This is a genomic window from Streptomyces sp. NPDC059371 (assembly GCF_042751995.1).
Taxonomy (GTDB): domain Bacteria; phylum Actinomycetota; class Actinomycetes; order Streptomycetales; family Streptomycetaceae; genus Streptomyces.
In genome coordinates this window covers 25,108-44,043 of the sequence record NZ_JBHYXD010000060.1, presented here as the reverse complement: position 1 = coordinate 44,043, position 18,936 = coordinate 25,108, and the positions used below count along the sequence as shown (strand labels likewise).

Here is an 18,936-nt window from a genome sequence, read left to right as displayed (position 1 = left end):
ATCGGCTCAGACGCGTTCGTCCGCCAGGTCCCGCAGGGGCCAGGTGCCGTCCACCACCGCGTCCGTCTCGCCCTTGCGGCGCAGGAAGGACTGGAAGTCGGCCGCCCAGTCCGCGTACCACTCGATCTGGCGGCCGTGCAGCTCGACCGGGCCGAGGGCCGCGACCTTGGGGTGACGGCCGGCTATCGCGCGGGCGAGCCGGGCGGCGGCGAGTGCGTCGGCCGAGGCGTCGTGGGCGGAGTCCAGGACCACCCCGTACTCGGTGCAGACCGCCTCCAGGTTGCGCTTGCCCCGGCGGTAACGGTCCACGGAGCGGTCGATCGTGTACGGGTCGATGACGGGAGCCGGATCGATGCCGCCGAGCCGCTCGCGCAGCGAGGGCAGTCCGTACCGCCGCAGCTCGGCGGAGAGCAGCGTGAGGTCGAAGGCCGCGTTGTACGCGACGACCGGGACGCCGGTGCGCCAGTAGGTGACGAGGACGCCCGCCATGGCGTCGGCGACCTCGTCGGCCGGACGGCCTTCGGCGGTCGCGCGCTCGTTCGTGATCCCGTGCACCGCCACTGCGTCGGCCGGGATCTCCACGCCCGGATCGGCCAGCCATTCGCGGCGGCCCAGCGGCTCTCCGTCCTTGACCTCTATCACGGCACCCGTGACGATGCGCGACTCACGCGGATCGGTCCCGGTCGTCTCCAGGTCGAAGCCGATCAGCAGCTCCCGGTGCCAGCCCATGGGCGGCCCCCCTTCTTCGTGGTGCTTTCCCCCAGTGGTCCCCACGATCCCATGAGCCACTGACAATCCGGGGACCGCGTTCCACCGGCCACGAGGAACGGCCTTTCAGGACACAGGCCGCGAATCGGCCCAGGCCACCTCGAATTCTTCGCGATAGGTGGGGAAAAGTCCCTCTTCGTCGATCTGATCCGGTTTGAGCAGGCGACTCCCGCCGCGCAGCACCAGGACCGGTGCCTCCATGCCCCGCGTCCGGCGCAGATAGGACTGCACGACCGCGATGCCGTCCGAGCCGTCCCCGTCCACGAGGTACGCGGTGAAGCGGGGCGTCTCGTCGTAGACCTGGATCTCGAAGGCGTCCGGGTCGCGCAGCCTGGACCGCACCCGCCGCATGTGCAGGATGTTCATCTCGACCGACCGACTCAACTCGCCGCGCTTGATGCCGAGTTCGCGCTCGCGCCGCTTGACCGCGCTGGACGCGGGGTTCAGGAACAGCAGCCGCGTCCGGCAGCCCGCCTCGGCGAGCCGGACCAGCCGGCGCCCGGAGAAGTTCTGCACCAGCAGGTTCAGTCCGATGCCGACCGCGTCGAGCCGGCGGGCGCCGCCGAAGAGGTCCTCTGCGGGGAACTGGCGCAGCAGCCGCACCCGGTCGGAGTGCACCCCGACGACGTCCGCGTAGCGGTCGCCCACGAGGTCCTCGACGGCGTCCACGGGCAGCCTGCGCGCGGAGGGCACGTCGCTCCCGGCGCCGAGGATCTCCAGGAGTTTCGCCGCCGCCCGTTCGGCCTGGTTCAGGACGGCCTCGGACAGAGCGCGGTTGCGTGACACGACGTTCCGGGTCACTTCCAGCTCGTCCAGGGCGAGTTCGACGTCCCGGCGTTCGTCGAAGTAGGGCTCGAAGCACGGCCAGTGCTGCACCATCAGCTCCCGCAACTGGGGCAGCGTGAGGAAACTCAGCACGTTGTCGTCGGCCGGGTCGAGCAAGTACCCCTTGCGGCGGCTGACTTCGCGCACGGCGACGGCGCGCTGCACCCACTCCTGACCGGCCGGTCCCGCGGCGGCGACCACCCAGTCGTCGCCGTGGACGGGTTCGTAGATGGGCCGGAGAACAGCGGCCACGACCGCGCGCAGCCGCTGTTCCACCAGGTTCAGCCAGATGTAGGCGCGCCCGGCCCGCTGGGCGCGCGTACGCACCTCGCGCCAGGCGTCGGCGCCCCAGTCCAGTTCCGGACCAATGGATCCCATTTCCATCGGCCGCGCCAGGGACACCGCGCCGGGTGGGACATCTGTGGAGTTCCCCTCGTGACCCTCGTCACCAGGAGGCAGCTCCAGCCCTCCCGAGCCCACCCACGCACCGCCTTCCGCTCCCCCGAGCACTCCCCGGGGGCAAGCCCCAATCAACGATCAAGGAAGGGTACTCCGGGAGCGGCGAGCGGTGCAGCCCGATGCACAGGTCGTTTCCCAACTACCTAGGTTGGACATGCCCGTTCTGGTCCGCGAGCTCCGGCGGAGTGAGCGGATTCATAGCGGTGACGTCACGCGGGGCGATGGAGAATCCCTGCCAGTGGACCGGCATCGGCTGCTGGTCCTCGTCGCGGGCGATGTGGTGGAAGCCCACGTTGACCCAGACCACGGGGTGGGTGAGCGTCTGTCCGTCGACCCACTTGTCGACGGATTTACCGTGCCCGGCACCGCAGTTGCGCAGGTTGTCGCTGGCGAACTGCTCGCACTTGTTGTACTCGGTGAAGTAGACGTCGTGCTTGGTGAAGGCGCGGCCGAGATACTTGGTGGTCGCGCCCGGCACGATTTCGTACGAGCGTGCGTGATTGTCCTTGTTCTTGCCGGAGTTGCTGACAAGACGCCACCAGCGCATGTTCTTGGCGTCGCCGGCGAGTTCCTTGCCGACCTTGGTGACCGTGGTCTTGTTGCTGGGGGCCTCCTGGCCCGAAGCGGGCGGGCTGACCACCGAGTCGTACTGCTCGACCTTCGACTTGGCCGAGCCGTCCAGGTCGAAGTTGAGCCGCCAGAAGATGTTGTGGCTGTGGCTCGTGGCGTAGTCCTTGGCGCCCTTGCCGAGCGGCCAGCCGCGGCCGTCGCCCGCGTCGTAGTCACCGGGCGAGAGGCTGCCCGTGGCGCCGACGTTCATGTTGAGGGTGCCGTCGTCCTGGAAGCGCCACTCGGTGATGTACTCGTACCAGCCGACCTTGTTGACGGTGTAGATCAGCAGGTCCTTGCCCTGCGCCTGGAAGACCTTGTTCCCGGTGTCGGCCTCCATGCGGTAGGCGTGACCGCGTGAACGGGTCGTGGTGCACAGGCCCTTGACGTTCGCGTGCTGCGGGTCCCAGGCATCGGGGACCTTGACCGTCTTGATGGAGCCGCCGGGGCACTCGGCGGGGACCATGTCGACCAGGCCCTGCCCGAAGCCGGCGCCGGTGAGGTCGCTGTACTCGACCGAGCCGTCGTCGTAGGGGACGTCGATCTGGGCGAGCTTGGCGGTGCTCAGGACCTTGATCGGGGCCGCCTCGCCGGGAGGCTGGTAGGAGATGTTCTCCAGGACGAGTCCGGCCTCGCTCTCGTAGTGCCAGCACATCCGCCAGGTGGTGCCGGTGGCGAGCTTCTGTTCGATCTTGTACGCCGCGCTGCAGTCGGCGGCCGGGGCGGGCGCGGACCGGGGCTGGGCGACGGCCGGTCCCGCGGCCGTCGTCGCGCCGGCGGCCAGGGCGAGCGCCGAGAGGCCCACGGCCGCCCGGCTGCGGGCACGGCTGTTTCTGTTGACGCGCATGAAGACATGACTCCTTGCGGAAGGCTGTGAAGGTGGGAAGGAAAGAAGGACGGCGCTCAGCCGAGCTTGCCGACCTTGCGGGCGCTCAGGTCGATCACCAGGTCACGGCTGTCGATCCAGGGCCCGTTCTTGACCTTCGGGAAGAGCCGGACGCACCGGTGCTCACCGCAGACGCCGAGGGCGGCCGGCCGGACGCCGGGAGTCGCGCGGTAGACCATGCTGTTGAGCATGAGCTGATCGGGCGAGGTGAGTTCCTTGCCGGTGGCGTCCTTGAAGTCGGCCTTCAGGCCGGCGCCGAGCGGATCGGCGATCAGCAGCTTGGCGGCCTCGGTCATCTCGTCACGGCTGATCGGCGGCTGCACACCGTGCTGGACGCCCGTCTCGACGACCTTCTCGGTGTCGAGGTCGACGGTCTTGGTGACGAGCGTGTCGTCCTTGTAGTCGTAGAACCTGATGTCGGCCCGGCGCGGCGCGTTCGGGTTGTCCAGATCGGCCGTCTCCGGCTCGGCGAGGTCGACTCCGATGCGCTGCGGTCCGCGAGCGCCCTCGACGTTCTCGCTGGAGTTGAAGAGCTGCCGGTTCACCGCGATCCGCTCGGCCCGCCGCATCTCGTCGTCGGTCAGCGGGTCACGGCCCTTGCCTTTCTGCCCCTCGGCCGGCGCCCGCTCGACGACGCCGGGCTGCACGGCGCCGCCCTGCCCGTCCTGCGCCGCCTGCTGCGCGGACCCGCCGGTCGCGCCGGTCCCGCTCGTTCCGCCCGACTCGTCGGCCCCCGCCGACCCCGGAAGGGTGATTCCGATCATCACGGCCGTCCCGGCCACCGCGATGGCCGCACCCGCCACCACCTTGCCCAGATGGCGGTGCACTATCTTGCGCACATTTCCCCCTACTCCCCCTACGTCCCCAGGAGTCGTTCGAGTCCCACTGGTTCGGCATACGAGATATGCCTGGTCGCGGGGTAAGAGGGATGTAAGGCATGTGAGGTTCCATCACTTTCGGGGAGACTCCCTTCGGACTCGCCCCCAGGGGCACGGAACTACTGGAAGAGTCATATCCATGCAGGTCTGGCCTGGCGAGGCGTATCCACTCGGTGCCACGTACGACGGCGCCGGTACCAATTTCGCGGTCTTCTCGGAGGCCGCCGACCGTATTGAGCTGTGTCTTCTGCACGACGACGGCTCGGAGACGGCCGTGGAACTGCGGGAGACCGACGCGTTCGTGCGCCACGCGTACCTGCCCGGCGTCATGCCCGGACAGCGGTACGGCTTCCGGGTGCACGGGCGGTACGCGCCCGAGCGCGGGCAGCGCGCCAACTCCGCGAAGCTGCTGCTCGACCCGTACGCGCGTGCGATCGCGGGCGCCGTGAACTGGGGCGAGGAGGTGTACGGATACCCCTTCGGGTCACCCGACAAGCGCAACGACCTCGACTCGGCGCCGCACACGATGTCGTCGGTCGTGGTCAACCCGTACTTCGACTGGGGCGACGACCGGCGCCCCCGGACGGAGTACCACCACACGGTGATCTACGAGGCCCATGTGAAGGGCCTCACGATGCTGCATCCGGAGCTCCCGGACGAGCTGCGCGGCACGTACGCGGCCCTCGCCCATCCGGCGATCATCGAACACCTGACGGAACTGGGCGTCACGGCGCTGGAACTGATGCCCGTACACCAGTTCGTGAACGACCACCGGCTGTCCGACATGGGCCTCGGCAACTACTGGGGCTACAACACGATCGGCTTCTTCGCCCCGCACAACGCGTACGCCTCCTGGGGCGACCGGGGCCAGCAGGTGCTGGAGTTCAAGTCGGCCGTCCGGGCGCTGCACGAGGCCGGCATCGAGGTCATCCTCGACGTGGTCTACAACCACACGGCCGAGGGCAACCACCTGGGCCCGACACTCTCCTTCCGGGGCCTCGACAACGCCTCGTACTACCGTCTGGCGGACGACCCCCGCTACTACATGGACACCACGGGCACCGGCAACTCGCTCCTGATGCGCTCGCCGCACGTCCTGCAACTGATCATGGACTCGCTGCGCTACTGGGTCACCGACATGCACGTGGACGGCTTCCGCTTCGACCTCGCGGCCACACTGGCGCGCCAGTTCCACGAGGTGGACCGGCTGTCGTCGTTCTTCGACCTCGTCCAGCAGGACCCGGTGGTCTCCCAGGTGAAGCTGATCGCCGAGCCCTGGGACGTCGGCGAGGGCGGCTATCAGGTGGGCAACTTCCCGCCCCTGTGGACGGAGTGGAACGGCAAGTACCGCGACACCGTGCGGGACCTGTGGCGCGGCGAGCCGCGCACGCTGGCCGAATTCGCGTCCCGGCTGACCGGCTCGTCCGACCTCTACCAGGACGACGGACGGCGTCCGCTCGCCTCCATCAACTTCGTGACCTGCCACGACGGCTTCACCCTGAACGACCTCGTGTCGTACAACAACAAGCACAACCAGGCCAACGGCGAGGACAACCGGGACGGCGAGAGCCACAACCGTTCCTGGAACTGCGGCGCCGAGGGCGAGACGGACGACCCGGGCGTGCTGGCGCTGCGGGCCCGGCAGCGGCGCAACTTCATCGCCACCCTGATGCTCTCCCAGGGCGTGCCGATGCTCAGCCACGGCGACGAGTTCGCGCGCTCCCAGGGCGGCAACAACAACGCGTACTGCCAGGACAGCGAGCTGGCCTGGGTGCCGTGGCCGGAGGAGGACTGCGAGCTCCTGGCCTTCACGCGCGCGATGGTGTGGCTGCGCCGGGACCATCCCGTCTTCCGGCGGCGGCGTTTCTTCCACGGGCGGCCCGTCCAGGGCACCCACGACGAGCTCTCCGACATCGCGTGGTTCACCCCGGAGGGCCAGGAGATGACCCAGCGCGACTGGGGTTCCGCGCAGGCCCGGGCGCTGTCCGTGTTCCTCAACGGCAACGCGATCTCCGAGCCGGGCGCCCGCGGGGAGCGCATCGCCGACGACTCCTTCCTGCTGATGTTCAACGCCTCCCCCAAGCCCCTGGAATTCGTCGTACCGGCCGACCACGGCCGCCAGTGGCAGGTCGTCGTCGACACCTCCCTCCCGGAGGGCGTGGCCCCGGGTACGGGCGCCAAGGTCACGGCCGGCGACCGGCTGAGCCTGGTCGACCGGAGCATGACGGTGCTTCAGCGGCCCGCCTAGGACGGCCGGCCCCCTCCTCAGGAGCACGCGCGCGTGGACCGCATTTTCGGGAACACGCGCGCGTGGGCCTCTTCCGGTTCCAGGAGCACGCGCGTGGGCCTCCGACGGGGGTCCGTGCGTGCCCTTCTGGGGGTGTGGGTGACAGAAGTCCGGCCGGACGGGTACGTAGACTCGCATGACACCTGAGCGCCCCGAACCGGCGATCGCGCACTCGGTCGTCCCCAGCCCGGTCCTCCCCTTCGTGCCGACCGCCACCTACCGGCTCCAGCTCCAGCCGGACTTCCCCTTCCGCCGCGCCGAGGCGGCCGTGCCCTATGTGGCTTCGCTCGGCGTCTCCCACCTGCACCTGTCGCCCGTCCTTGAGGCCGTCCCCGGTTCGACGCACGGCTACGACGTGGTGGACCACGCGCGCGTACGGGCCGAACTCGGCGGTGAGGAGGGGCTGCGTGCCCTGGCACGCACCGCGCGGGAGCACGGCCTCGGGCTCGTCGTGGACATCGTGCCGAACCACATGGCGATGGCCCCGCGCCACAACCACGCCCTGTGGGAGGTCCTGCGCGAGGGCCCCGGATCTCCGTACGCCCGCTGGTTCGACATCGACTGGGACGCCCAGGACGGCCGGCTGCTGCTGCCGGTGCTCGGGGACCGCCTCGGTTCCGAGATCGGCGAGCTCAAGGTCGACGGCGACATACTGCGCTACTACGACCACGTGTTCCCGCTGCGCGAGGGCACCGCGAAACTGCCCATGCCCCGGCTCCTGGACGCCCAGTGGTACCGCCCCGCGTGGTGGCGGCTGGCCCGCACCGAGCTGAACTACCGGCGCTTCTTCAGCATCTCGGAGCTCATCGGGGTGCGCGTCGAGGACCCCGAGGTGTTCGCGGCCACCCACGCGAAGATCCTGGAGCTCGTCGCCGACGGTGTGATCGACGGTCTGCGCGTCGACCACCCGGACGGGCTGGCGGACCCGGACGCCTATCTGCGCCGGCTGCACGAGGCGACCGGCGGCCGCTGGACGGTGGTCGAGAAGATCCTCGCGGACGGCGAGCCGCTCCCGCCCGCGTGGCCCGTAGCGGGCACCACCGGCTACGACGCGCTGCGGCACGTCGACGGCCTCTTCACGGACGAGGCGGGCGCGAGCCGGCTCCTCGGCCGTTACCGGCGCTTCGCCGGCCCGCAGGCCGACCGGGGCGGCCACTGGGAGAGCACGGTGCGCCGGGCGGCGTACAAGGTGATCACGCACGAACTGGCCGCGGAGGTCGAACGCCTCACCCGTGAGGTGAGCGCGCTGTGCGCCGTGTCCCCCGACCCCGCCGCCCGCGACCACGCCCCCTGGGCCCTGGGCGCCGCGCTGCGGGAGCTCCTTGTCCGGCTGGAGGTGTACCGGCCCTACCCGTCCACGGACGCGTCCCTGGTGATCACCGAGCGGGCCGCCGCCGAGGCCAGGTCGGCGTTCCGGGTGCCCGAGGAGGCGCACGCCGTGGACGTCGTACGGGATCTGCTGATCGGCGACGGCGACGGGCCCGGGGAGGCCGCCTTCCGGGCCCGGTTCGCGCAGACCTCGTCGGCGCTGCGGGCCAAGTCGGTGGAGGACACGGCGTTCTACCGCTACGTGCCGCTGCTGTCGGCGAACGAGGTGGGCGGCGACCCGGGCCGCCCCGCGGTGTCCCCGGACGACTTCCACGCCTACTGCGCGCGTGTGCAGCGCGACTGGCCCGCCACCGGGACCGTCCTGTCGACCCACGACACGAAGCGCAGCGCGGACGTGCGCGCGGCCGTCGCCGTCCTCACCCAGTGCCCGGAAGCCTGGTCCGAGGTCCTGGCGGAGGTGACCGGTGAGGGACTCGGGAGCCCCGACCCGCAGGTGGCGTGGGCCGCCTGGCAGACGGTGTTCGGGCTCGGCCCGGCCACCGGCGAGGACGGGGCCGGGGTCTACACGGAGCGGGTCCGAGACGCCCTGCTGAAGCACATCAGGGAGGCCGGGACGCGCACCGCCTGGACCGAGCGCGACCCCGCGTACGAGGACGCGGTGACGGCGTTCGTCGCGGACGGGCCGTGCGGGCCCCCTGGACGGCACGTGGCCGCCCTGCGGTCCTCGCTGGGCCCGCATGTGCGGGCGAACGTCCTGGGGGCCGCCCTGGTCCATCTGACGATGCCCGGGGTGCCGGACGTGTACCAGGGAACCGAGGACGAGTATCTGGCGCTGGTGGACCCGGACAACAGGGAGGCGTTCGCGCCGCGCGACCCGTCCGCGGAGAAGCCGGCGCTCACGGCCGCCGCGCTGCGGCTGCGCGCCCGGCGGCCCGACGTCTTCGGCGACGCGGCGACGTACGCGCCGCTGCGCGCCGAGGGGCCGGCGGCGGAGCACTGTGTGGCGTTCGTGCGGTCGGGAGAGGTGATCACGGCCGTCACCCGGCTGTCGCTGGGGCTCGCCGAGGCCGGCGGCTGGCGGGACACCGTTCTCGCGCTCCCCGGCGGACGGTGGGCCGACGTGCTCCCCTCCGGCTCCCCGGGGCGGGAGTTCACGGGGCACGCACGCGTGGCGGACCTCTTCGAGCGGTCACCCGTCGTCCTCCTGGAACGCGTCAGCGTGGACACACCGGAAGGGTCCGGGGAGAGCGGCTGACCAGGCCCTCGGCGCGCGGCCGGGGCCCCGGCGCCCTGCGCAGGCCCGGCAGCACGGCCAGCAGGACGCTCAGCCCCGCCTCCGCCGTCAGCCGGGCCAGCGGGGCGCCGAGGCAGTGGCGCGGTCCCGCGCCGAACGCGAGGCCGCCCGGGTCGGCGCGGAAGAGGTCGTAGCGGTCCGGGTCGGCGAACCGTGCCGGGTCGCGGCCCGCCGCGCCGAGCAGACACGCCACGGTGGCGCCCTCGGGTATCGGGCCGATCGGTTCGAGCGCCCGCCGGGGCACGATCTGCACCGGGGGGTCGCGGCGCAGCGACTCGGCCCAGGCGGCGCCGGTCAGCTCGGGGCGGGCGCGGATCAGGTCGAGCCGGCCCGGGTGGTCGAGCAGGTTGGCGAGGAACGACGCGAGGGCGCGCGCGGTCGTCCCGCCGGCCGCGCCCAGCACGGACCCGGCGAACTCGGTCACGGCCTCGTCCGGCAGCGGCCGTCCACCGGGGCGGGCCGCGCACAGCGCGGACAGCGGATCGTCGCCGGGGTGGGCGCGGCGGCGGACCAGATGGGGGCGCAGATAGGCGTCGAGTCCGGGGCCGTGGCCCCCGAGGTGGTCGAGTCCCGTCCGGCACCAGGCGTGTACGCGCGCGGTGTCCTCGAACGGCAGTCCGAGCGCGGTGACGGCGGCGGCGACGGGCAGCCACTGGCAGAACTCGGCGACGAGGTCGGCCTCCTGACGGCCCGCCAGGCGGCTGGCGAGGACGTGCGCGGTGCGCTCGACGCCCGCGCGGAGGCCGGCCGGCATCCGGTCCCCCAGCGCCGCGGAGACGGCGGCCCGGCGCGCGCCGTCCGTGTGGTCCTCCCCGTGGGCCGGCCCGGGTCCGGGTGACGGCGCGGCGAGCCGCGGGTCCGCGAGCGCGGCGCGCACGTCGGCGTAGCGGCTGATCAGCCAGGCTCCGAACGGTTCGTCGTGGACCAGGGGGAAGTCTCCGCGCAGGGTGCGGTAGAGGGGGTGGGGATCGCGCTCGGTTCCCGGGTCGAGCAGGCTCGCGGGGGCGCCCCCGCGAGCGGACGGCCCGCACGGGGGCATGTAGGGCCCGCACGGCCCGTCCGGCGAGGAGCGGGACGGGGCGGGAGTGGACGGGATCACCGACGCTCGCGCCGGGACCGGTGGGCCCGTACGGGTCGCCGTCGGGGCGCCTTCGCCGGGAAGGCCGTGTGGACACAGCACCGCGGGCCACCACCTCGGGTCTGCGCGCCGGACCCGCGCGCGGTTGTTCCGAGTGGACCACCGCCCGCCCGGGACCGCAGTTCCCGTACACCCGGACGAGTGAATCGTGTACGCCGAACCGGCTCGTCCGCCGGTGGCGCGCGCGTACGCCGGCCGTCTCCTCCCCGGCGCCCGTTCCACGGCGCGCGCCCCGGTTCTCCGCAGGCCTGCGGGACGCGGTCCGCTCCGGCCGGGGAAGCCCGCGCACCTTCCGCTGCCCGTTGCCAGCGGTAAATGCCACGAGGGCTCCCGCCGGGCCGCGCCGACGCGTCCTTGACAGTTCTCCGAGACCGTGGAGTACTGCCAAAAGCGACGCAGGGCGGACAAGTCGGGGGTGAGTCATCTGCCGGAGTTGCGCTACCCCAGTGTGACCGAAATCGTGTCGTCCGCCTGCGCGCTGGCGGCCCACCGGCCCGATCTCTGCGTCCTCAGGCAAGTGGGCGCCTCCCGCGCGGGCAGGCCCCTCCACCTGCTGTCCGTCGGCCACGCCCGGCGCGCGGTGCTCGTCGTGGCGGGGGCCCACGCCAACGAACCGACGGGCGGTTCGACGCTGCTGTCGCTGGCCGAACGGGTGCTGTCCGGGCGGGATCTGCGCCGCGACACCTCCTGGCACTTCCTGCTCTGCGCGGACCCGGACGGGGCGAGCCTCCATGTGACCCCGGCGCCGCGGACCCTCCTCGAATACCACCTGGGGTTCTTCCGTCCGGCCGGACCCGAGCAGCCGGAGTGGTCGCCCTCCGTCCTGCCGCCCGACCGGCTGCCGCCGGAGACGCGGGCGCTGACCCGGGTCATCGACGAGGTGCGGCCCTATCTCCAGGTGACGCTGCACGGCACCGATCTGGGCGGTAGCTGGGTGCAGTTGACCAAGGACATCCCGGGTCTCGCGGAGCCGTTCGCCAAGTCGGCCGCGGAGCTGCGCATCCCGGTGGAGACGGCCGCCTCGGACGCCGCGGGCTGGCCCGCCTCCGGGCCCGGGGTGCATGTGATGCCGGCGCCGGGCTCGGACACCGCGTACCCGAGCATGCCGGACGACGCCCGGCACAGCACCTGGTACCACGCCCACCGGTACGGCGGTCTGACGGCCGTCGTGGAGGTGCCGATGTGGGCCAGCGACCTGGTGGACGACCCGGCACCGCACCCCGCGCCCGCGGCGGCGATGCGACGCCTGGCCCACCGGCTGGTGACGGACGCGGGGCAGGTGGAGGCGGTGCTCGGGCGGGCCCTGCCCCGGCTGCGGGGGCCCGACGGACCCCTTCTGCGGGCCTCGAAGTGGGCGCTGGACCTGGTGCCGGGGCTCGCCGCGGACTGGTCGCAGCCGCTTCCCGCGGACACGACGATGGCGTACGTGGGCAGCGTGGACGCGTTCGGCCGGCGGATCCCGCTGCGGGCCGCGTCGATGCTGCTGCGCGTCCTCCAGGAGGCCGGCGACCGGGAGGCGCCCCACCTCGAAGAGCTGGTCGCCGGCTGGAGCGACGCCTTCGCCGAACGCTTCCGCGCGCGCTGGGTGCCGCTGGAGAACCAGGTCGAGCACCAGGCCCGTACGGTGATGGCGGCCGCCCGCCACGCACGCGAGGGCGCCGCCTGACTCAGACCGACAGGTCGAACACCGCGCCCGTCTCCGCCCTCATCACACAGGAGTTGGAGAACGCGTGCCTGTAGTCGACCCGGCGGCCCTCCCACACGCCGTACGCCGACGCCGTCACCGGCGCGTAGAGCATCGGGCACATGGCGCCGGACCGGCGTGGGATGCGGCCGATGTCGCCCCCGGCCGCGGCGAGTTGCCGGCAGGCCCCGGCGGCGTGGGCGTGGCCCCGGGGCGGGTCGCAGCGCAGCAGGACGCCGGGGGTGTCGCCGGAGCGGGCGTCGCCGCGCGTGACGGCGAGGCGGAGCCAGTCGCCGGGCAGTCCGTGTCCCGGGGTCGCGTGGGCCGCGGGGGCCGCGCCCGCCAGGAGGAGCGCGAGCGGGACCAGCAGGCAGGCGCGGATCGCTCGAAGCGTTGTCGTCATTCCCGGTGCATCGGCACGGCGGCCTGCGCGGTCCACCCGGAATCACCCGAACGGGAACGCGTGCCGGTGGGACGCCCCGCGAGGTCGAACGCGGCGAGCACGACACGCGCCTGGTACTCGACCTGGCGCGCGACCGGGATCCAGCGTGCTCCGCAGCCGTCGCGGTAGTCGGCGCACCACGCGTCGATCAGCCGGTCGAGCTCGGACAGTTCCTCGCCCGGGTCCCGCCCGGAGGCGGTGACCAACTGGTGCAGCAGCCCGGCCGTGCGCAGCGCGACCCGCCGCCCGGCGAGGCGCAGGGCGGTCAGGCGGGCGGTGTCGAGCGAGGGCAGGACGCGTCCCCCGGCGTCGCGCACGTCGGGGTCCCAGGAGTCGGCGAGTCCGGGGCCGACCAGTAAATAGTCGTCGACGGGCGCGAGCAGCCGGGGTGCGTCGGGCGAGCCGCCGAGGCCGGGCCGCAGCCGGGCCAGGATGTCCTCCAGGACCTCGGTGTCGTGCCGCAGCGTGCGGCTGACGGAGCGCAGTACGGCGTCGGGATCGGCGGGGCGCGTCCGGTCCTCGACGGCGCCGACGCCCCACATGGGTGCCTCGACGATCGCGGTGACCGTGCCGTGCGGCTGGGGGTGGAACCAGGTGGAGTCGACCGCGGCCTCCGTGATGGCGGCGGCCAGGTCTCCCCCGCTCGGCGGCGGGACGCGGTAGACGGCGGGGCCGAGCGCCGGCCAGTACAGGGTGTCGTAGGGGCCGAGTTCGCGCGGGATGCCGAGGCGGGCGGCGCTGTGCGCGACACGCTGCGAGAGGCCCGGCAGGTCACGGGTCAGCTCGACGAAGGCGCCGCCGACGTCGACGCCGTGCAGGGAGCACTGGAGGAACGGCCTCAGCTCGTCCTGGAGGCCGAGCAGGACCCGGGTCTCCGGCAGAGCGGCGCCGTCCGCGCCGTCGGGCAGCCATTCGGGCTGTTCGAGGAAGCCGGGCCGGAAGAAGTTCCGGAAGTAGTGGCCGAGCGTGTAAGGGCCCTGGAGCCAGGCCTCGTTGCGGCGGGAGCCGTCGGGGTCGAGACAGAGCAGCAGGTTCCAGGTGGCGTCCGCGCCCTCGGTGAGGCGGGGGTCGGCGAGGGCCCGTTCGGCCAGCCTGAGGGCGGTCGCGCCGCCGACGGGTTCGTTGGCGTGCGGTCCGGCGACGACGAGGACCTGGCGGCTGCCGTGCCCGACGGACAGGAGCAGCATCGGGGTGCCCGCCCGGGAGGTGCCCACCCGGCGCAGCCGGGCCTCGTCGGGGCGCCGGGCGACGAGCGCGGCGGCGCGGACGGCGAGTTCGTCCACGGTCGGGTAGCGGCGCAGAGGCGGCAGGGCACACCTCCACTCGTACGGTGCCGTCGTTTCACCAGATGTACATGAAGTACACACAGTCAGTCACGAGTCGGGGGGTACGTCAACACCGCTGCTGCGGAAGGATGTTGCGGAGGCCGGGCGCGCGGGGCGCTCTCCCGCGCGGCACCGCGGTGCGGCGCGGGAGTCCGGGCCGGGCGCGGCACCGGGGTTCAGCCCGAGGCGAGACGCCTGGATTTCAGCCCGAGGTGAGGCGGAACAGCATGCGGCCGAAGCCGATCTGGTCGCCGTCCTTCACGACGGACGCGCCGATGACGCGCCGTCCGTTGACGGTCGTGCCGTTGGTCGAGCCGAGGTCGCGCAGCACCCAGGCGCCGTCCTGGCGGCGCAGTTCGGCGTGCACCCGGGACACCGTCTCGTGGTTGAGGCGCAGCCCGCTGGCCGGGTCGCGGCCGATGCGCAGCGGGTAGGAGTCGCCCGGGTCGGGCAGTTGCAGTTTGGGCAGCCGCTCGGCCTGCCAGGCCCGGCGCAGCCGGACCGTGAAGCCGGAGACGGCCTCCACGGTGCCGAACACCACTTTCGACCAGCGCCGCCCGGCACTCTCGTCGCCTGCGGGCAGGTCGGCGGTGAGCACGGCGAGTTCCTCGGACCGGCGGGCGGACAGGACCAGCTCCATGCGGCGGACGAACGTGTCGTGCGAGAGGCGGCCGAGCGCGACGCCGTCACGGAGGGACTTGAGCGCCCGGTCGCGCTCCGCGTCGGACAGCCGCGCGGGGTACGGATGGAACTCGAAGGACGACGTCACGTTCGTGATTGTCTGCCAGTAACGACAAGGTGTCCAGAAGACCCGGAAACGGCTGGTGGGACCGGGTGCGGCCGTTCGCGCGACCAAAGGGCGACGAACACGCGGCAAAAGGGTGGATCCGAAAGCGAATTGATCTCCTGTGGAGCACCATGGACGTGCTGGGTCACTGCGAGCCGACAGGGGGAAGCGTCCATGCGATTCGAGGTGTGGGCACCACGGGCCGACCGGATGACGCTCCATTGCGCCGGTACCACGCGCGCGTTGGACCGTGATCCCGGGCGTGCCGGATGGTGGACGGGCGAGGCGGAGGCGGCGGAGGGGACCCGTTACGGGTTCGCGGTGGACGACGGTCCGGTCCTGCCCGATCCCCGCTCGCGCCGTCAGCCGGACGGGCCGGACGGACTGAGCGCGGTGGTCGACCAGGGCGGGTACGGGTGGCGTGCCGACTGGCCCGGACGGGCACTGCCGGGCGCGGTCCTCTACGAACTGCACGTGGGGACGTACACCCCCGAGGGCACCTTGGACGCGGCGGCGGAGCGGCTCGGACATCTGGCGGAACTGGGTGTCACGCACGTCGAGTTGATGCCGCTGTGCCCGTTCCCCGGCCGGCACGGCTGGGGGTACGAGGGTGTCTCCCTGTGGGCCGTGCACGAGCCGTACGGCGGCCCCGAGGCGCTGAAGCGCTTCGTCGACCGGGCGCACGAACTCGGCCTGGGAGTCGTCCTCGACGTCGTGCACAACCATCTCGGCCCGTCCGGCAATCATCTGCCCGCGTTCGGGCCCTACTTCACGGACACCCACCAGACGCCCTGGGGTTCCGCGGTGAACCTGGACGCGCCCGGATCGGACGAGGTGCGCGCGTATCTCGTGGGCAGCGCGCTGGCCTGGCTGCGCGACTACCGGCTCGACGGGCTGCGTCTCGACGCGGTGCACGCGCTGCGGGACACCCGGGCGGTGCACTTCCTGGAGGAGCTGTCGGCGGCCGTGGACGCGCTCGCCGGCGACCTGGGCCGGCCGCTGTTCCTGATCGCCGAGTCGGATCTCAACGACCCGCGGCTCATCACCTCCCGCGAGGAGGGCGGCCTCGGGCTGCACGCCCAGTGGAACGACGACTTCCACCACGCGCTGCACACCACGCTGACCGGCGAGGCGCAGGGCTACTACGCGGACTTCGCGCACCCCCCGCTCGCCGCGCTGTGCAAGACGCTGACGTCGGGCTTCTTCCACAACGGCACCTATTCCAGCTTCCGCGGACGGCATCACGGCCGTCCGCTCGACCGGGCACGGGTCTCGGCGCAGCGGCTGCTCGGCTACACCCAGACCCACGACCAGATCGGCAACCGCGCCCAGGGGGACCGGCTGTCGGCGGCCCTCTCCCCCGGGCTGCTGGCCTGCGCCGCCGCGCTGACGCTCACCGCGGCGTTCACGCCGATGCTCTTCATGGGCGAGGAGTGGGGGGCCACGACTCCCTGGCAGTTCTTCACCGACCACACCGACCCCGAGCTCGCGGACGCCGTACGGCGGGGCAGGCGGCGGGAGTTCGCGACGCACGGCTGGGCCGAGGAGGACGTGCCGGACCCGCAGGACCCGGCGACCCGGGACCGCTCGTGTCTCGACTGGCCGGAACGCGACCGGGCCCCGCACGCGCGCCTGCTGGCCTGGTACCGCGAGCTGATCGCCCTGCGCGTGGGCCAGGCCGACCTGTCGGCTCCCGATCTCGCGGCGGTCAGGGTCGCGTACGATCCCGGGGCCCGCTGGATCGCCGTCCGGCGCGGGGACGTACGCGTCGCCGTGAACCTCGGCAAGGACCCGGCCGCGATTCCCCTCGGCATCCGCCGCGCACGCATCCTCGCGGCCTGGGACCCGGTCGAGGCGCCGGGCGCGGACGGGATACTGAACGTGCCGGGCGAGTCGTGCGTGGTGCTGACCCAGGCGTGAGGACGCCTGGCGCGGGCGGCCCTACGGTGCCTCGTCCGGCGCGTCCCTGAGGTCCGTGACCCGCTCCAGCAGGATCGACTCCCAGGCGCGCGCCAACTGCGCCTCCAGGAGCGACAGTTGTCCGGAGTCGCGGTCGTGGAGGCGGTCGCCGAGCCGGATGACGGTGTCGCAGCGGGCGAGCCACAGGCCGCGCAGACAGGGGCGGGCGCCGTACCCGGCGAGGGTGGCGGCGCGTACGGCCGCGGGGGCGCCGACCGCCAGGGCCAGCCCCGCGATGTCCTCGGCCGGATCCCCGGTCACCGCGCCGGTCCAGTCGAGGACGCCCCGCACCCGGCCGTCGGGGCTGACCACGAGGTGTTCGCCCAGGAGTCCGTGGTGCACGAGGACGGCGGCGCCGGGCTGCGCGCCGAGCTGAACGGCGGCCGGCGCGGCGAGCTGGTCGAACCGGGCGGGGTCGAACTCCTCGGCGGGCAGCCGTCCGGCGGCCCGTACGGCGGAGGCCCGCAGGGCCTCCAGGGAGCGCGGCGGGGTCCGCGGCACCCCCAGCGTCTCAGCCTGCCGTACGGGGACCTCGCGCAGCCCGGTCAGCAGGTCGGCCAGGTCGGCCTCGCCGAGAGCCGAGACGGCCTGCTCCTCGCCGGAGACGCCGGGCACCGAGGTGTCGAGGGTGAAGGCCAGTCCGCTCACCCACTCGCCCTGCGCGACACTCATGGGCACGGCGCCCCCGACGAAGGGACGGACCAGGTCGCGCAGCCGCAGCTCACGCCGTTGCCGCAGAGAGGCCTCGCGGTCCCGGGCGAGCCGCAGCACATGGCGTCGGCCCACCCACCACGTGAAGCGCCCGCCCTGTTCACGGACGGGCCGCACGTCCGGTCCCGGGCCCGGCGCGGCGTCGTCGAAGAGCAGGGCGCGGACCAGCCGACGGACCGCGTCCGGGGTCGGTTCCGGAGCGGGTGTCGGTGCGGGTACCGGTGTCCGGTTCATGGTCGCGCCCTTGTCGTCCGGGTGCGGTCGCGGGTGCGGCGGGGTGGCCGCTCGGTCGGTGGGTGCACGTCAGTCGACGATCACCATCTCGCGGGAGGTGTTGTTGAGCCGGCGTCCGCCGTCCCCGGTCACCGTCACGATGTCCTCGATACGGACCCCGAAGCGGCCCGGCAGGTAGATGCCCGGCTCCACGGAGAAGCACATGCCGGGGACCAGCAGCTGTTCCTCGCCCTCGACCATGTAGGGCGGTTCGTGGGTGGTGACGCCGATGCCGTGCCCGGTGCGGTGGATGAAGTACTCGCCGTACCCGGCGGCCTCGATGACGGCGCGCGCCGCGCGGTCGATGTCCTGGCAGGCGGCCCCGGGCCGCACGGCGCGGAAGCCGGCCTCCTGGGCCTCGCGGACGATGTCGTGGACCTTGCGCTCCTCGTCGTCCGGTTCGCCGACGTGGACCGTGCGGGAGGTGTCGGAGCCGTAGCCGTCCTTGAGACCGCCGAAGTCCAGGACCACCATGTCGCCGGCCTCGATCACGCGCTCGTCGGCCTCGTGGTGCGGGTTGGCGCCGTTGGGGCCCGAGGCGACGATGGTGAAGTCCACCTGGGAGTGTCCGAACCGGCGCAGCAGCTCGGCGAGGTCGTTCGACACCTCCGACTCCCTGCGGTCCGCGAAACGGACCTTGCGGATCTCCTCGAACGCCTCGTCCGCCGCGGCTCCGGCGGACGCGAGCCGCTCCAGCTCGGCGGTGTCCTTGACCGCCCTGAGCATCGGCAGGACCTCGGTCAGGGCCGCGTAGCGGGTGTCGGGGAGCCGCTTCTGCAGGCCGAGCAGGTGCAGGGCCCAGCCGTTGTCGCTGATGCCGAAGCGGCCGGCGCTGTCCAGGAGGGGCGCGGCCGCTCCGTAGGGGTCCTGGCCGTCGGTCCAGTCGTGCAGGGTCATCGCGGGCGCGCCGGCCGACTTGGCCGCGTCGGGCGCCTCCAGCCTGGGCACCACCAGGGCGGGGTCCGCTCCCGCGCGCAGCACCAGCAGGGTGAGCCGCTCGGTCTCCACCGGCCGGTACCCGGTCAGCCACACCAGGTCGGGCCCCGGCGCGACCAGGACACCGTCGAGCCCGGCGGCGGCCGCGGCCTCGGCGGCGCGCCGCATGCGGGCCGCGTAGTCGTCGGCGGTGAAGGGCGCGGGTGTGGCGGCGGTCATCCATGCCTCCGTGTGTGCGGAGTTCCCCAGGGGGCTACGGCAGCATCCTGCCCCTCCGGTGGGGTGTGGGGGGGCCCCGGGCCCCCCCCCCCCCCCCCCCCCCCCCCCCCCCCCCGCCCCCCCCGCC

14 protein-coding genes are annotated in these 18,936 nt (G+C 73.0%); 4 read left to right on the top strand and 10 right to left on the bottom strand.

Features of this window, described 5'->3' with window-relative positions; all coding sequences use genetic code 11:
• Nucleotides 1–6: 6 nt before the first annotated feature.
• The 4 genes from ACFXGX_RS28090 to ACFXGX_RS28075 form a co-directional block, all read right to left on the bottom strand.
• A complete protein-coding gene (locus ACFXGX_RS28090) occupies nucleotides 7–729 on the bottom strand; it encodes a 3'-5' exonuclease (protein WP_384796197.1) in 723 nt (240 codons plus the stop codon).
• 105 nt (nucleotides 730–834) lie between these two features.
• Entirely contained in the window at nucleotides 835–2,073 is a 1,239-nt protein-coding gene (locus ACFXGX_RS28085) for an SAV2148 family HEPN domain-containing protein (protein WP_384796195.1), read from the bottom strand.
• Between the two features lie 118 nt (nucleotides 2,074–2,191).
• Complete coding sequence (locus tag ACFXGX_RS28080; RefSeq protein WP_384796193.1) at nucleotides 2,192–3,508, bottom strand: copper amine oxidase; 1,317 nt, start codon at nucleotides 3,506–3,508, stop codon at nucleotides 2,192–2,194.
• A gap of 56 nt (nucleotides 3,509–3,564) precedes the next feature.
• Nucleotides 3,565–4,386, bottom strand: coding sequence for a Tat pathway signal sequence domain protein (locus tag ACFXGX_RS28075; protein ID WP_384796191.1), 822 nt, complete (start codon nucleotides 4,384–4,386; stop codon nucleotides 3,565–3,567).
• Nucleotides 4,387–4,564: 178 nt separating this feature from the next.
• Between ACFXGX_RS28075 and glgX the strand changes: the two genes are divergently transcribed.
• Nucleotides 4,565–6,673 (top strand): glycogen debranching protein GlgX, encoded by a 2,109-nt coding sequence (gene glgX / locus ACFXGX_RS28070; RefSeq protein WP_384796189.1) that lies wholly within the window; start codon nucleotides 4,565–4,567, stop codon nucleotides 6,671–6,673.
• A gap of 175 nt (nucleotides 6,674–6,848) precedes the next feature.
• Nucleotides 6,849–9,296, top strand: a complete 2,448-nt coding sequence (gene treY / locus ACFXGX_RS28065; protein WP_384796187.1) for a malto-oligosyltrehalose synthase — start codon at nucleotides 6,849–6,851, stop codon at nucleotides 9,294–9,296.
• On the opposite strand, the gene ACFXGX_RS28060 is transcribed toward treY, so the two are convergent.
• On the bottom strand, nucleotides 9,256–10,374 hold the full coding sequence (locus ACFXGX_RS28060) for a cytochrome P450 (RefSeq protein WP_384796186.1): 1,119 nt from the start codon (nucleotides 10,372–10,374) through the stop codon (nucleotides 9,256–9,258). The two genes, treY and ACFXGX_RS28060, sit on opposite strands and share 41 nt — an antisense overlap.
• A 514-nt stretch (nucleotides 10,375–10,888) precedes the next feature.
• On the opposite strand from ACFXGX_RS28060, the gene ACFXGX_RS28055 reads away from it, so the two are divergent.
• Nucleotides 10,889–12,139: a M14 family zinc carboxypeptidase gene (locus ACFXGX_RS28055; RefSeq protein ID WP_384796184.1), complete on the top strand. Its 1,251-nt coding sequence runs from the start codon at nucleotides 10,889–10,891 to the stop codon at nucleotides 12,137–12,139.
• Between the two features lies 1 nt (nucleotide 12,140).
• Here the strand turns inward: ACFXGX_RS28055 and ACFXGX_RS28050 are convergent, their stop codons facing one another.
• The 3 genes from ACFXGX_RS28050 to ACFXGX_RS28040 form a co-directional block, all read right to left on the bottom strand.
• Complete coding sequence (locus ACFXGX_RS28050; RefSeq protein ID WP_384796182.1) at nucleotides 12,141–12,560, bottom strand: SSI family serine proteinase inhibitor; 420 nt, start codon at nucleotides 12,558–12,560, stop codon at nucleotides 12,141–12,143.
• On the bottom strand, nucleotides 12,557–13,882 hold the full coding sequence (locus ACFXGX_RS28045) for a M14 family zinc carboxypeptidase (RefSeq protein WP_384796180.1): 1,326 nt from the start codon (nucleotides 13,880–13,882) through the stop codon (nucleotides 12,557–12,559). The genes ACFXGX_RS28050 and ACFXGX_RS28045 overlap by 4 nt, the downstream gene beginning before the upstream one ends.
• 244 nt (nucleotides 13,883–14,126) lie before the next feature.
• Nucleotides 14,127–14,693, bottom strand: coding sequence for an FHA domain-containing protein (locus ACFXGX_RS28040; RefSeq protein ID WP_384796178.1), 567 nt, complete (start codon nucleotides 14,691–14,693; stop codon nucleotides 14,127–14,129).
• Nucleotides 14,694–14,885: 192 nt separating this feature from the next.
• On the opposite strand from ACFXGX_RS28040, the gene treZ reads away from it, so the two are divergent.
• A complete protein-coding gene (gene treZ / locus ACFXGX_RS28035; protein WP_384796176.1) occupies nucleotides 14,886–16,631 on the top strand; it encodes a malto-oligosyltrehalose trehalohydrolase in 1,746 nt (581 codons plus the stop codon).
• Between the two features lie 21 nt (nucleotides 16,632–16,652).
• On the opposite strand, the gene ACFXGX_RS28030 is transcribed toward treZ, so the two are convergent.
• Nucleotides 16,653–17,615 carry an aminoglycoside phosphotransferase family protein gene (locus tag ACFXGX_RS28030; protein WP_384796174.1) on the bottom strand — a complete coding sequence of 321 codons (963 nt, stop codon included), beginning with the start codon at nucleotides 17,613–17,615 and terminating at the stop codon, nucleotides 16,653–16,655.
• A 69-nt stretch (nucleotides 17,616–17,684) separates the two neighbouring features.
• Nucleotides 17,685–18,809, bottom strand: a complete 1,125-nt coding sequence (locus ACFXGX_RS28025) for an aminopeptidase P family protein (protein ID WP_384796172.1) — start codon at nucleotides 18,807–18,809, stop codon at nucleotides 17,685–17,687.
• Nucleotides 18,810–18,936 lie beyond the last annotated feature (127 nt).